Raw genomic sequence first — 13,835 nt, 5'->3', positions numbered from 1 at the left:
AGGTTCCGCCCTCCCTTCTCCGCACGACCGGCAGCAACATACGCATACCAGTAGAACGAGGCAAGCTAGCGTAATGTCCAAAATTGTGGATTTCTTCTTGGGAATGTTCTCCAATGACCTGGCCATCGACCTGGGCACGGCCAACACCTGTGTCTATGTCAAGGGTCAGGGCATCGTCCTGCGTGAACCGTCCGTGGTGGCGGTCAAGAAAGATTCGCGCGGCAACACCGTGGTCCTGGCCGTGGGCGCCGACGCCAAGCGCATGCTGGGCAAGACCCCCGGCAACATCAAGGCCATCCGTCCCATGAAGGACGGCGTCATCGCCGACTTCGAGGTGACCGAGGCCATGCTGCGCCACTTCATCACCAAGGTGCACAATTCCCGTCATCTGGTTCGCCCCCGCATCATGGTCTGTGTGCCCACCGGCATCACGCAGGTGGAAAAGCGTGCGGTCAAGGAATCGGCCCAGTCCGCCGGTGCCCGTGAGGTCTACCTCATCGAGGAGCCCATGGCCGCCGCCATCGGCGCCGACCTGCCCATCCAGGAGCCTACCTCCAACATGGTGGTGGACATCGGCGGCGGTACCACGGAAGTGGCCGTCATCTCCCTGGCCGGCATCGTCTATGCCCGCTCCGTGCGCGTGGGCGGCGACAAGATGGACGAAGCCATCATGACGCATGTCAAACGCAAGTATAACATGCTCATCGGCGAAGCCTCGGCGGAAGAGATCAAGATCAAGATCGCCTCGGCCTATCCCATGGATCCCGAACAGCAGATCGAGGTCAAGGGCCGCGACCTGGTGACGGGCATCCCGCAGAACATCATCATCACCTCCGAGGAAGTGCGCAAAGCCATCTCCGAACAGGTGGAAAGCATCGTGCAGGCCGTGCGCATCGCCCTGGAACAGACGCCCCCGGAACTGGCCGCCGACATCGTGGACCGCGGTATCGTGCTGACCGGCGGCGGCGCGCTGCTCAAGGGCCTCGACCAGCTGCTGCGCGAGCAGACCTCCCTGCCCATCACCGTGGTGGACGACCCCCTGTCCACCGTCGTCATGGGTACGGGCCGGGCCCTGGACAACATCCACGTGCTCAAAGACGTCTGCATCGACTAATCTTTGCAAGTGCAGGACGGCCCGTCGCCTTTTTCCGGCACGGCCGTCCTTTTTTTTCCTGCTGCTCTCACGGGTGCCACTGTGACATTCCGACGCTTTCTCCTCATGGCGGGCGGCCTTCTGGTGCTGTTTCTGGGCATGTATTCCTGGAACCAGCGCACGCACACGCTCGATGACATCGCCGCCAACGTCGGCCTGGAGATGAGCGGCACGGTGCTGGGCACCTTCGATTCCGTCAAGGGCAGCGTCATGGACGCCTGGCGGCGCTATGTGGATCTGGTGGGCGTGCGCGAAGAGAACGAGCGCCTGCGCGCCCAGGTGGCCGAACTGCAGGCCCGCATCGTCTCCCACGGCGAGGATCTGGCGGAACTGGCCCGGCTGCGCGAGCTGGTGCAGCTGCCCGTGGACAGCGCCTGGAAGCCCGTGGGCGCCCGCATCCTGGCCGGACGCATGGGCCCCAACGCCATCCAGGACAGCATCACCATCAACCGGGGCTACACCTCGGGCGCCCGCCCCGGCACCCCCATCGTCACCAACATGGGCCTTGTGGGCCGCGTGCTGCGGGCCAGCCCCCATGCCGCCACGGTCCTGCTCATCACCGACCCGGGCAGCCGCATCGCCGTGTTCGCCCAGCAGAGCCGCTCGGCCGGCATCCTGAGCGGACAGGGCCTGGAACAGCCGCTGGAAGTGGGCTTTGTGGAACGCGACGCCCCGGTGACCGCCGGGGAGATCCTCATCACCTCCGGTCTGGACGGCAAATATCCCAAGGGCATCCCCGTGGCCACCGTGGACAGCGTGGCCCCCTCGGACTCCACCCAGTTTCTGGCCGTCACGGCCCGGCCCCTGGTGGACGTGCGCCGTCTGGAAGAGGTGCTGCTGCTGGAGCCCAGCGGCATCAACCGGCCCCTGCGCCCCAGCGAGCCCGCCCCGGACTTCGTGGGCCCGCCCCGGCCCCCCAAAAGGGAGCGCTAGCCCATGCAGGCCGTGCGCAACATCTTCTGGTGGCTGTGCTTCGTGGCCCTGGGCATCTGCGTGCAAAGCCTCGTCCCCTGCCTCGATGCCCTGGTGGTGGGGCTGGTCATCCTGTTGCAGGAAAGGGACTACAAAAACCTTTGCTGGCTGCTGCCGCTCTTCGTCCTGCTGCAGGAAGGCATCGGCACCAGCCCCTTCGGGGCCACCATCGTCTGGTACGCGCTGGTCTGCCTGATCTACCGCCTGCTGCGCTGGCTGCTGGGCCTGGGGAACTTCTTCCTCGTGCTGCTGCTCTCCATCTGCCTGGGCGGGGCCTGCTTCGGCCTGGGCTGGCTGTTCTCCCCGCTCTATGCCGTGCATTTCGATCCGCAGGAATTTTTGGACAGGAGCCTGATCCAGGCCCTTTACCTGCCCGTGGCCTGGTTGCTTCTGACGGCCACGCGGCCCCTGGCATGTTCGCATGACGAAGAATAGGCGTATCTTCCCCTCTGCCGCTCCGGAACCGGCCTCTCCCCTGACGGAGGCCCCCCGCCGCAAGCGCAAGAACTGGCGTTCCTGGCTGACCATACAGGTGGAAAGCGAACGCTACCAGCCGCCGCGCAGCGGCATCCTGCTCCTGCAGGTGCTGGTGGGCATCTTCTTTTTCGTCTTCGTCACCCGCTTCTGGTACCTCCAGCTCCATCTGGGGCCGGAGATGACCACCCAGGCCCAGAAAAACCGCCTGCGCACGGAGCGCATCTTCGCCCCGCGCGGCCGCATCTTCGACGATCACGGCAATATCCTGGCCGACAACCGCACGGCCTACGGCCTGGCCATCATCCGCGAGGACTGCCCGGACATCCCCGCCACCCTGGCCCAGATCAGCCAGTGGACGGACACGCCGCTGGAGCAGCTCCAGAACCGCTACAACCAGGACCGCTTCAAGACCAAGCCCTTCGAGGCCCTGCCGCTGGTCTCCGGCCTGGATTTCGGCCAGGTAGCCCGCATCGAGGCCGAGCTGGTCAACTGGCCCGGCCTGGAGATCATGGTCCGCACCAACCGCTACTATCCCGAAAAAGACCTTTTCGCCCACGTGCTCGGCTATGTGGCCGAAGCCAACAGCGCCGAGATGGAAAAGGATCCCGATCTGGCCATGGGCGATCTGGTGGGCAAGGCCGGTCTGGAACTGGAGCTGGAAAAGCGCCTGCGCGGCCACAAGGGCCTGTACCAGATGGAAGTGGACGCCCACGGGCGCATGCTGGCCAAGAGCCTGAGCGAGGCCCCCAGCGCCGGACAGGAGCTGGCCCTTTCGCTGGACCGCGACCTGCAGCAGGCCGCCTGGGACGCCCTTGCCGGCGAGGCGGGCTGCGTGGTGGTCATGGAGCCGGACACCGGCAAGCTGCGCGCGCTGGTGACCTCCCCGGCCTACGACAACAATTTGTTCGCCGCGGGCATCTCCCGCCGCGACTGGGAAGCCCTGCGCACCAGCAAGCGCTATCCCCTGCAGAACCGCGTCATCCAGAGCGTCTACCCGCCGGGATCGGTCTGGAAGCTGCTCATGGCCGTGTTCTTCCTCGAGAACGGCGTGGATCCCCGCGAGACCGTCTTCTGCGGCGGCCAGACCAAGCTGGGCAACCAGATCTTCCGCTGCTGGCGGCGCGGCGGGCACGGCAGCCAGACGCTGGAGCAGTCGCTCATCAACTCCTGCGACGTGTACTATTACATCATGGCCGAACGCCTGGGCATCGACAAGATCTCGGCCTTTGCCAAGCAATGCGGCTTCGGCCGCCCCACCGGGGTGGACCTGCCCCACGAGCGTTCGGGCCTGGTGCCCTCGCGTGACTGGAAGCAGCGCTACCGCAAGCAGGTCTGGGTGCGCGGCGATACGTTCAATACCTCCATCGGTCAGGGCTTCACCCTGGTCACGCCCATCCAGATGGCCGTCTATGTGTCGGCCATGCTCAACGGCGGCGACCTGCTCAAGCCCCAGCTGCTGGAAGATGCCCCCCGCGAGGTGCGCGGCCGCATCCCCGCCGAGCTGGGCCATCTGCGCTTCGTGGTCCAGGCCATGCGCCGCACGGCCGGGGGCGGCACCGCCAAGGTGGTGGGCCGCCACGATGCCGACATGGGCGGCAAGACCGGTACGGCCCAGGTGACCAAACTGAAGATGACCGCCAACGACCGCCGCCTGCGCACCGCGGAGCTGGCCTACCTGCACCGCGACCATGCCTGGATCGCCACCTGGGGCAGCAAGAACGGCAAGACCTATGTGGTCATCGTCATGGTGGAACACGGTGGCGGCGGTTCCAGCGTGGCCGGCCCCGTGGCCAAAAAAGTCTACGAATATCTTTTCGGGCCGGATACCGCCGCGCCCGGCTACAGGGCTCCGGAAGCGCCCCAGCCCGCCGGCAGGATGCTGGGCACCGTATCAGGCCCCCTGCCGGGCATGACCAACGACAGCAACGATCCCCCCAAGCGCCGTCGCCGCTGACGACAACAGGAACGCCCCATGGACAAGCGCCTTCTCGGCTATATCAACTGGGCACTGCTGGCCTGCATGCTGCTGCTCTACTTCACGGGCGTGGCCAACCTCTATTCCGCCAGCGGCACCCGCGTGGAGACCGGTTTCGCCTTCGAGAGCTTCTACCAGCGCCAGCTGGTCTGGGGCCTGTGCGGCCTGGGCTGCATGCTGCTGGCCACGCTGTTCGACTACCGGCAGCTGCGCAATCTGGCCTGGCCCGCCTATCTGATTTTCCTGGTGCTGCTGATGCTGGTGCCCCTGGTCGGTTCCACCTTCTACGGCGCCAAGCGCTGGATCTCCTTCGGCCTGTTCACCATCCAGCCTTCGGAACCCATCAAGATCGCCGTGCTCATCCTGGTGGCGCGCCTGCTGGCCCGCGACAGCCAGCCCCTGGGCTGGAAGAACTTCTTTTCCGTCCTGGCCGTGGGGCTGGTGCCCGTGGTCTTCATCCTCAAGCAGCCCGACCTCGGCACGGCCATGATGGTGCTGCTCATCATGGGCGGCATGATCCTGTTCCACGGCCTGCGCCGCTATGTGCTGGGCACCTGCCTGCTGGCCGTGCCCGGCGTGGCCGCCCTCATGTGGTGCGTGCTCATGCACGATTACCAGAAGCAGCGCGTGCTCACCTTCCTCAATCCCGGCGACGACCCCCTGGGCGCGGGCTACCACATCCTGCAGTCGCGCATCGCCATCGGTTCCGGCGAGCTGTGGGGCAAGGGTTACATGGAAGGCATGATGAACAAGCTCAACTTCCTGCCCGAGCGCCACTCGGACTTTGCCCTGGCCGTATTCGGCGAGGAATGGGGCTTTGTGGGCTGCGTGGCCCTGGTGACGCTGTTCTGCCTGTTCCTGCTGTCCATCTTCTCCACGGTGGTCCAGGCCAAGGACCGTTTCGGCAGCATGCTGGCCGTGGGGGTCTTCTTTTACTTTTTCTGGCAGATATGTATCAATATGGGCATGGTCATCGGGCTCATGCCCGTGGTGGGCATCCCCCTGCCCTTCATCAGCTACGGCGGCAGTGCCACGGTAGTGAACTTCACATTACTGGGCATCGTGCTTAATGTTTCTATGCGGCGCTTCATGTTCAAGAGCTGAGCCTGAGGCATGCCTGCCTGGACAGGCATGCCGGACAGGAGACCTCCCACCTCCTTTCCCGGGGCACAGCCGGGAACCCGCCGCATGTCCCATCCGGATATCCCGTTGCCGGGCGACCGGCCGACGACTATCCCATCCCCGCCGTCCCGCGCGCGTCCGTCATCCCCGGTAACGCGCCTGCGCCCGGGGCGGCCAACGGCAATCACCGACGCCTGCCGGGGAAGGCGTCACCCCATCCAAAGGAGGTCTTCCATGCCCCAGGATTATTTCCGCGCCCTGCGTGATGTGGCCCTGGCCATCAATGCCAGCCTTGATCCCAAGGACGTGCTGCACAAGATCAGCGAGCACACGGCACAGACCATGAACTGCAAGGCTTGCACCATCCGCCTGCTGGACAGCACCGGGCACTTCCTGCTGCCCAGCGCCGCTTACGGCCTCTCCGCCACCTACATGCGCAAAGGCCCCGTGGAAGTGAAACGCAGCGGCCTGGACAGCGAAGTGCTGTCCGGCAAGGCCATCCACCTGAAGGACGCCACCTCTGACGGCCGCTTCCAGTATCCCGAATCCGCCAAGGCTGAGGGCCTGGTCTCCGTGCTTTCCGCACCCCTGAGCGTGGGCGGCAAGGTCATCGGCCTGATCCGCGTCTACTCCTCCGAAGAACGCGAGTTCACCGACGACGAAGACAGCTTCATGATGGCCGTGGCCGCCATCTCCGCCGTGGCCATCGAAAATGCCCGTCTGCATGACGCCCTGCGCAACAACTACGAGCTGATGGCCAAACACGCCTACTCGGTCTACGAAGACTAGCCGGCCCTGCCGCACGTCCCGATCCGCCGGGCCAGGCGGCATGCGCCCCGGCATGACGGCATCAGGGGCCCTGCCCGCCGCCGTGCCGCTCCGCCCCCATCAAGACAGTATGCCCGCAAGGGCAAAGGTGAATACAATGAAAAAAGTTCGTGTCGGTATCAATGGTTTCGGCCGCATCGGCCGCCAGGTGTTCCGCGCCCTGCGCCAGAGCTACGCTGATCGCGTGGAAGTGGTGGCCATCAACGACCTCTTCGACGCCACCACCAACTTCCAGCTGCTGGAATACGACTCCGTCTACGGCCGCGCCTTCCTGGACGCCCAGGTGGACGGTCAGGAAGTGAAGGTCGGTGACTGGAACATCCACTGCTTCGCCGAGCGCGATCCCCATCAGCTGGCCTGGGGCCAGTATGACGTGGACGTGGTGGTGGAAAGCACCGGTATCTTCCGCAAGGCCTCCCAGGCGTCCGTGCACATGGACAACGGCGCCAAAAAGGTCATCATCACCGCTCCGGCCAAGGAAGAAGACATCACCATCGTCATGGGCGTGAACCACGACCAGTACGATCCCGAAAAGCACCACATCGTGTCCAACGCCTCGTGCACCACCAACTGCCTGGCGCCCGTGGCCCTGGTGCTGCAGCGCAACTTCGGCATCAAGCTGGGCAACATGACCACCATCCACTCCTACACCAACGACCAGCGCATCCTCGACATGGCCCACAAGGACCCGCGTCGTGCCCGCGCCGCCGCTTGCAACATCATCCCCACCTCCACCGGGGCGGCCCAGGCCGTGGCCAAGGTCATCCCCGAACTGGCCGGCAAATTCACCGGCTACTCCCTGCGCGTGCCCACCCCCACGGTCTCCGTGGTGGACTTCAACGGCATCCTGGAAAAGGAGACCGATACCGAGACCCTGCTGGCCGCCCTCAAGGACGCCAGCGAGACCTACCTCAAGGGCATCCTGGGCTATAACACCCTGCCCCTGGTCTCCATGGACTTCAAGGGCGACCCGCATTCCTCCATCCTGGAAGCGCCCTACACCACCGTGCAGAACGGCAATCTGGTGAAGGTCGTGGCCTGGTACGACAACGAATGGGGCTACTCCAACCGCGTCTGCGACCTGGTCTGCCTGATGCAGGAAAAGGGCCTGTAAAAAATCCCCCGGAGCGGGCCTGCCCTGCTCCGGCATCCCCATGAACACAAAAGGCCACCCGCTCGGGTGGCCTTTTGCATATATTTCAAGCCCGTCAGCCTCAAAAAGCGGACGCTATCCGAACTGCCCGCTCCCCTGCCTTTCTTTCCATCCCAAGACGTCCGCGCCATCCTCCCCGCCCCGCTCCCGTCCTGCCTGCCCCATCCTGTGGTATCTGTCCCCGGCCCATCCTTCCCCCCCGCTCCGTCCACCGGGCACAAAAAAAGTCCCCCGCACTACCGGGGGACCATCAAACACGGTACGGACAGGGGCGCCACGCTCCCCGCCCAATGACCGGAACAGCGTTTTTTGAAGGGAAAGGGGGAGCTTGAGGGGGAGAGGGGAACTTTTACCCAAAAAAGTTCCCCTCTCCCCCTCAACACGGCATCACTCTACCCCAGGGCCTCGCGGGCCAGCTCGGAAACGGTCTTTTCCACTACCTTCTCGCCGTCGAAGACCTCGCAGATTTCCTCATGTCCGGCTTCGGCCAGACGGCGCAGGGCCGGGGCATCCATGAAGTCGCGGGGCAGCTGGGCAAGGGCCCAGGCGGCCATGCCGCGGCAGGGAATGTCCTCGTCCTCCAGCCCCTTGAGCAGCCAGGGCCGGGCGATGACGGCCAGGTCCCGCCGGGCCTGCGCCAGACGGCCGATGGCCCAGAAGCAGGAGCGGCGCAGCGGGCCGTAATCGCAGAAGTTGTCGTCCCGGCCCAGGTCGATGACATAGGAGATGAGCACCCGGTGGAACTCCTTGGCCGCGCGGGGACAGGCGGCCAGCACTTCGCCGAAGGCTTCGGGGATGCCCCAGCCGATGTTGCCGGACTCCTCGTTCATGTGCCACATGAGACGGCGCATGATGTTGTGCATGTCTTCGGCGCTGCCCTCTTCCAGACCGGCCACCACCTGCCCCAGGGCCAGGGCGGCCTTGTGGCGCATGAGCGGTTCCAGCAGCAGGAAGGAGAAGAGCGGCCCCACGGCGGGCTGGCCCATGGAGCGCAGTTCGGGCAGATGGTCACGCCAGTCGGGCGCGGAAAGCAGATCTTTCAGTTGCTGTTTGACGGCACGCATACGGGCCATGGCGCAGCTCCTTGCGTTACAGGGTACAGAAGAAAGTCACCCAGAAAGGCACGCTGAAATCCAGGATCATGGCGTGCACGATGGAAACGAACACCCACTGCTTGCCCGCGAAGCGGGTGATGACCGGCAGGGTGGAATCCATGGTGGAGGCGCCGCCGCACGAGATGGCGGCCAGCGGGCTGATCCAGCGTACCATGAGCGGCGTGAAAAGCAATGTGGCCAGCTCGCGCATGATGTTGGCCAGCAGGGCCACGGTGCCCAGCTCCGCGCCCTTGTACTGGGTGATGAAGATGGACGAAAGGGAATAATAGGCAAAGCCGGAACCCACGGCCAGGCATTCGCTGAGGGAATAGGCCAGCGTGATGCTGGCCAGGGCCGCCCCGGCAAAGGTGCCCACGGTGGTGGCCAGGGGCAGCAGCAGCACCCGGGGCCGCAGGGTGCGCAATATCTCGCCCAGACGGCGGTCGTGCCCGATGGAGATGCCCACCAGGAACATCAGCACATAGAGCACGTAGAGCGTGCCGTCGTGCTCCAGAAAATAGTCCGGTATCCAGCCCAGCCAGGCCAGCAGCACGCCCAGCACGAAACAGCCCAGGATCATCAGGCTCCCGCTCATGCCCGGCCCTCCCCGTCTTCCCGGTCACGGCGCACGCTCATGGCCGCGCCCGCGTCCTCGCTGTCGGCCCCAGCGGCCGCATGGCGCCGGGGCCCGGCATCGGGAAAGAAACGGCGAACGGCCACGATGCAGATGAGGCTGCCCGCCACACAGGCCACGGTGAGGATCAGGGCCTTGCCGCCCAGTACGGGCAGGTTGGTCATCAGGGTCTCGTTGCCGCCCACGGCCACGCCGAGGGCGAAGAGCATGAGCATGATGGTGGGAGAGATGGCGCGGCCCAGCAGTTCGGGCCACTGGAAAGAGCGCAGGGCAAAGCCCAGAGCGATGCCCGTGAGCATCAGTCCGATAGCAGTGAACATGGCGTTGTTTTCAGCGTCTGGAGATCTGTTGCAGCGCCCGGCGCACAAAGGCCAGCATGGCCGCGTAGCGCTGCGGTTCATCAAGAAGGAATTCCACGTCCCAGAGCACCCAGACCAGCGTGCCGCGATGCCGCAACTGCTGGAGGGGACGCACCCCGGCGGGCAGCCCCAGGGCGCGGGCCGCCACGGAGCCCATGACCACCACGGCACGGGCATGCAGGGCCTGCACGCCGGACCAAAACACGTCGGCATTGGGCTGGTAGCGGGGCCTGTCCTCCCCCTCGGCCGGGGCCGGGGAGGCGGGCATGGCGTCAGGATCGGGCAGACAGGCGGGCCAGAAGGTGCTGGTGCCCGCCGGATAGGCCAGATCCTGCATGAGACGGCGGAAAAAGGCGCTGCGCTGCGCCTTGCCCGGGGCCTGCGCTTCGCAAAGGTCCGGGCCGAGGTTCCAGTAGGTCCAGACCACCCGTCCCTGCCGGGTGCGCGAAAGGCGCTCCTGCCAGACGGCGGGCCAGACGTGGGGCGGCAGGGGCCGCCAGCTCCTGACCGGTGCGGCGGTCTCCGGGGCCTGTTCCGCGGCTTGCGGCCGGGCCGGACGCCGCTGTTCCGGGGCGGGCGCTGCGGGAGCGGGAGAAGCCACGGGGGCACCGCCCTGCCTCACGGCCTGTGCCGGTGCGGCGGGCGCACTGCCCTGGCCTTCCTGCTGCAGCTGGGAAGGCAAAGGACGCACGGGACGGGGCGCCCGCGGGGCCGCAGGCTGCGGACGGCGCACGGGCGCGGCCGGGACGGCGTCCGGCATGACGCACAGGGAGAGCTCCGGAGGCAGATCCTCGGGCATGAGCAGCCAGTCGAGGCCGCGTGCCTGCCAGGGGGCCGCCAGCGGGTTTACAGGCGCAAAAGCCACGAACAAAGATCCCAGGCCACGTCGGCCTTGCTCTGGTTGGGCCAGATCTCTTCATGGCCGGTACGGTCCACCACGGCCATGCTGTTGGTGGCCGCGCCGAAGCCGCTGTCGCCGCTGTTGACGCGGTTGCCCGCCAGCAGATCGGCGTCCTTGCGGGCACGCTTGCCGCGGGCCAGCTCCAGCAGGCTGTCCATGTCGGGCGTGGTCTCGGCCGCGAAGCCCAGCACTTTCTGCCCTTCCCGCCGCTGGTGCGACAGGGTCCGCAAGATGTCGGGATTGGCCGTGAAGCGGATGCTGAAGCCGTCCTGCCGCCCTTCTTTCTTGAACTTCTGCGGGCCCAGCGGTTCGGGCGAAAAGTCCGCCACAGCGGCGCAGAACAGGCCCATGTCCATGCGGGGCCAGCAGTCGGACGCGGCCTCGAACATCTCGCGGGCACTGCCCACGCCGATGCGCTCCACCCCGGCGGGCAGGTCGGGGCAGCCGGGCCCGCACACGGCCGTGACCTCGGCCCCGCGCAGCCAGGCGGAGGTGGCCAGCGCCGCACCCATGGTGCCGCTGCTGGGATTGGTCCAGTAGCGCACGCCGTCCCACTTTTCGCGGGTGGGGCCCATGGTCAGCATGACGCGCTGTCCCGCCATGTCCTGCGGCGAAAGGGCACGCAGGGCGGCCAGAAAAAGATCCTCCACCGGGGCCAGACGGCCCTGACCGGTATCGCCGCAGGCCGTGCCGCCGCAGCCGGGCACGACGACCCGGGCCCCGCGCCGCCGCAGGGTGGCCACATTGTCCTGGGTGGCCGGGTGCCGCCACATGCGCGGGTTCATGGCCGGGGCCACCACCAGCGGCCCGTCAAAGGCCAGTGCCTGCGCCGAGAGCATGTCCGACGCCGCTCCGGCCGCCAGACGCGACAGGGCGTCGGCCGAGGCCGGGGCCACCAGCATGGCCTGGGCCCGCTGGCCCGGCTCCAGATGATCGAAGACCTCGTCGCCCTCGAACATGCGGCCATAGACCGGCATGGCGCCCAGGGCCTCGAAAAGCAGGGGCGTCACGAAACGGCGCGCGCCGTCGGTGAGGGTGACGGAAACGTGGATGTCCAGGGCGTGCAGGGCGCGCAGCAGATCCAGCGCCTTGTAGCAGGCGATGGAGCCGCACACGCCCAGATGCAGACGCTTGCCCGCGAAACGGCGGCTGTTGTGGAAGGGCGACGCGCTCACAGCAGACGCTCCTGCAGACCGCTGCCGCTGCTGCTGCCGCCCGAAGAGGAGCCCCAGCCCCCGCTGTTGCCCACCGGAGGCGGCGTGCTGCCGCCGTCGGGCGTCTCGAAACCGCCGCCCGTGGCGGGGCCGTTGCTTTCGAAGCCGCCGCCGGAAGCACCGTCGGAGCTGCCGCCAAAGCCGCCGAAACCGCCGCTGTTCTGGCCGCCCTCACCGCGCAGGGGCAGGAGGTTCAGGGAGGAACCGTCGGCCATCTTTTCCGAGACCCAGATCTCGGCCACGCAGCTGTAGACCGTCTGCGAATACAGGCTGATCACGGCAAGACGGTTGCCGTTCTCAAAGGCCAGCATGATGCGGTCGGCCTTGCGCAGGCTCATGCGCACGTTCCAGCCCGCCCCCTGCATGTTGTTGAACAGGCTCTGCGCCACCTGCATCCGGTCGGCCTGACCGTACGCGGTCTCCATGCCCTGGGGCTGGCCGTCGCTGCCGGTGGTGCGGGCGCAGTGCTGCGTGGAAAGTTCCATGCCCGCAGGCAAACTGATGCCCAAAAGCTGGCTGTTTGCGGCGGTCGGCGTGGATTCAAAGGGGTTGCTGATGCCCAGGTCCGCGCAACCGGCGGCGCTGGCCAGGAAGACCCCAAGGATCAAGGTGACAAGTAGGCGTCGCATTGGCTATACTCCTTCAACTGTCGTCCGGAAGGCCGGACAGCCCGAAAAGGATAGCCTCTCCGGCACGGACTGACAAGCGTCTCTCCGGCTGCCCGGCTGCCCCTCCCCCTGCGGGACGGGCATGGAAAACGGCATCGCCCGGCCCTGTCCGACGGCAGATGTTGCGGCCGCCACGCGGCCCGAAGAGAAGTGAAGGAAAAGACCCATGCCGCCTGTTTTCGTTTCCGAAGATGATTTTCTGCTGCAAAACTATACCTACGAGCTGCCCCAGGAGCAGATCGCCCAGTATCCGCCGGAGCAGCGGGGCACGTCGCGCCTGCTGACCATGCGCCGCAACGGCGCCCTTGACCTGGAGCACCACATGTTCAGCGACCTGCCGGACTGCCTGCCCGAAGGCGCCCTGCTGGTGGCCAACAACTCCCGAGTGCTGCAGGCCCGCCTGCTGGGCAGCCGCAGTACCGGCGGCAAGGTGGAATTCCTGCTGCTGACGCCCCTGCCGCTGGTGCGGGCCGCCGCCACGCCCGTCAAGGGCCGTGAGGACACCTGGAGCGCCGAGGTCAACGGCCTGGTCCGTTCCGGGGGCAGCGTGCGCGAAGGCGAGACCCTGCACTTCGGCGCGGGCATCAGCGTGACCATCCTTGAATGCGGCACCTTCGGCCACCGGCGTGTGCGCATGTGCTGGAAGGGCGACGTGGCCGACGCCTTTGCCGCCACCGGGCACATCCCCCTGCCGCCCTACATCAAGCGTTCCGACGCCGAAGAAGATTTCAGCCGTTACCAGACCATCTACTCCCGCGAGGAGAAGACCGGTTCCGTGGCCGCGCCCACGGCGGGCCTGCACTTTACCGACGAGCTGCGCGAGACCCTGCGCCAGCGCGGCTTCCAGTGGGCCGAAGTGACGCTCTATGTGGGCTACGGCACCTTCAGCCCCGTGCGCTGCGAAGACATCCGCAACCACCAGATGCACCGGGAATACGTGGAACTGCCCGAAGAGACGGCCAACGCCATCGCCGAGGCCAAGGCCCAGCACCGGCCCGTCATCGCCGTGGGCACCACCTCGGTACGCACGCTGGAAGGCGTGGCCCAGGTCTGCGGCCGTGCCCAGCCCTTTGCCGGCTGGACGGACATCTTCCTCTACCCCGGCCGTCCCTTCCGCGTGGTGGACGGGATCATCACCAATTTCCACCTGCCCGAGTCCTCCCTGCTGATGCTGGTCTCGGCCTTCGCGGGCCGCAAACGCATCCTGGAAGCCTATCAGGAGGCCGTGAAGGAAGGCTACCGCTTCTTCTCCTACGGGGATGCCATGCTCATCCGGTAGGCGTTT

Annotated in this window: 14 protein-coding genes; 8 read left to right on the top strand and 6 right to left on the bottom strand. The window is 66.5% G+C overall.

The features are described from left to right. Positions 1–73: 73 nt before the first annotated feature. The 7 genes from ACQRAG_RS07600 (at position 74) to gap (ending at position 7,641) form a co-directional block, all read left to right on the top strand. Entirely contained in the window at positions 74–1,114 is a 1,041-nt protein-coding gene (locus ACQRAG_RS07600) for a rod shape-determining protein (RefSeq protein ID WP_006007445.1), read from the top strand. Between the two features lie 81 nt (positions 1,115–1,195). Further along, complete coding sequence (gene mreC, locus ACQRAG_RS07595; protein WP_297140025.1) at positions 1,196–2,086, top strand: rod shape-determining protein MreC; 891 nt, start codon at positions 1,196–1,198, stop codon at positions 2,084–2,086. A gap of 3 nt (positions 2,087–2,089) precedes the next feature. After that, positions 2,090–2,560, top strand: coding sequence for a hypothetical protein (locus ACQRAG_RS07590; protein ID WP_006007430.1), 471 nt, complete (start codon positions 2,090–2,092; stop codon positions 2,558–2,560). After that, positions 2,547–4,556, top strand: coding sequence for a penicillin-binding protein 2 (gene mrdA, locus ACQRAG_RS07585; protein ID WP_303740329.1), 2,010 nt, complete (start codon positions 2,547–2,549; stop codon positions 4,554–4,556). Before ACQRAG_RS07590 ends, mrdA begins: the two co-directional genes overlap by 14 nt. An 18-nt stretch (positions 4,557–4,574) precedes the next feature. Continuing rightward, positions 4,575–5,681, top strand: coding sequence for a rod shape-determining protein RodA (gene rodA, locus ACQRAG_RS07580; protein ID WP_168934802.1), 1,107 nt, complete (start codon positions 4,575–4,577; stop codon positions 5,679–5,681). A 252-nt stretch (positions 5,682–5,933) separates the two neighbouring features. Further along, positions 5,934–6,488, top strand: coding sequence for a GAF domain-containing protein (locus ACQRAG_RS07575; RefSeq protein ID WP_168934801.1), 555 nt, complete (start codon positions 5,934–5,936; stop codon positions 6,486–6,488). 136 nt (positions 6,489–6,624) lie between these two features. Further along, positions 6,625–7,641, top strand: coding sequence for a type I glyceraldehyde-3-phosphate dehydrogenase (gene gap, locus ACQRAG_RS07570; RefSeq protein WP_168934800.1), 1,017 nt, complete (start codon positions 6,625–6,627; stop codon positions 7,639–7,641). Positions 7,642–8,072: 431 nt separating this feature from the next. On the opposite strand, the gene ACQRAG_RS07565 is transcribed toward gap, so the two are convergent. Genes ACQRAG_RS07565 through ACQRAG_RS07540 form a run of 6 tightly spaced genes read right to left on the bottom strand, consistent with a single transcriptional unit; the run spans position 8,073 to position 12,511 of the window. Next, positions 8,073–8,753, bottom strand: coding sequence for a DVU0298 family protein (locus ACQRAG_RS07565; RefSeq protein ID WP_427803777.1), 681 nt, complete (start codon positions 8,751–8,753; stop codon positions 8,073–8,075). 16 nt (positions 8,754–8,769) lie between these two features. Continuing rightward, complete coding sequence (locus ACQRAG_RS07560; protein WP_006007419.1) at positions 8,770–9,369, bottom strand: lysine exporter LysO family protein; 600 nt, start codon at positions 9,367–9,369, stop codon at positions 8,770–8,772. Beyond that, complete coding sequence (locus ACQRAG_RS07555; protein WP_168934798.1) at positions 9,366–9,728, bottom strand: LysO family transporter; 363 nt, start codon at positions 9,726–9,728, stop codon at positions 9,366–9,368. The genes ACQRAG_RS07560 and ACQRAG_RS07555 overlap by 4 nt, the downstream gene beginning before the upstream one ends. A gap of 10 nt (positions 9,729–9,738) precedes the next feature. Then, the gene (locus tag ACQRAG_RS07550) at positions 9,739–10,632 is read right to left on the bottom strand and encodes a hypothetical protein (RefSeq protein ID WP_337464324.1); all 894 of its coding nucleotides are present in this window, start codon (positions 10,630–10,632) and stop codon (positions 9,739–9,741) included. Next, the gene (coaBC, locus tag ACQRAG_RS07545) at positions 10,614–11,843 is read right to left on the bottom strand and encodes a bifunctional phosphopantothenoylcysteine decarboxylase/phosphopantothenate--cysteine ligase CoaBC (RefSeq protein WP_204674047.1); all 1,230 of its coding nucleotides are present in this window, start codon (positions 11,841–11,843) and stop codon (positions 10,614–10,616) included. Before coaBC ends, ACQRAG_RS07550 begins: the two co-directional genes overlap by 19 nt. Further along, positions 11,840–12,511, bottom strand: coding sequence for a hypothetical protein (locus tag ACQRAG_RS07540; protein WP_303898288.1), 672 nt, complete (start codon positions 12,509–12,511; stop codon positions 11,840–11,842). Before ACQRAG_RS07540 ends, coaBC begins: the two co-directional genes overlap by 4 nt. 205 nt (positions 12,512–12,716) lie before the next feature. On the opposite strand from ACQRAG_RS07540, the gene queA reads away from it, so the two are divergent. Further along, the gene (gene queA, locus ACQRAG_RS07535; RefSeq protein ID WP_303875968.1) at positions 12,717–13,829 is read left to right on the top strand and encodes a tRNA preQ1(34) S-adenosylmethionine ribosyltransferase-isomerase QueA; all 1,113 of its coding nucleotides are present in this window, start codon (positions 12,717–12,719) and stop codon (positions 13,827–13,829) included. The last annotated feature ends 6 nt before the right edge of the window (positions 13,830–13,835 follow it).

The organism is Desulfovibrio sp. SGI.230 (genome assembly GCF_050313065.1).
In the GTDB taxonomy this organism is placed as follows: Bacteria; Desulfobacterota; Desulfovibrionia; order Desulfovibrionales; family Desulfovibrionaceae; genus Desulfovibrio.
Note: the sequence above shows the minus strand (reverse complement) of the source record. Positions and strands in the feature narration are given on the sequence as shown.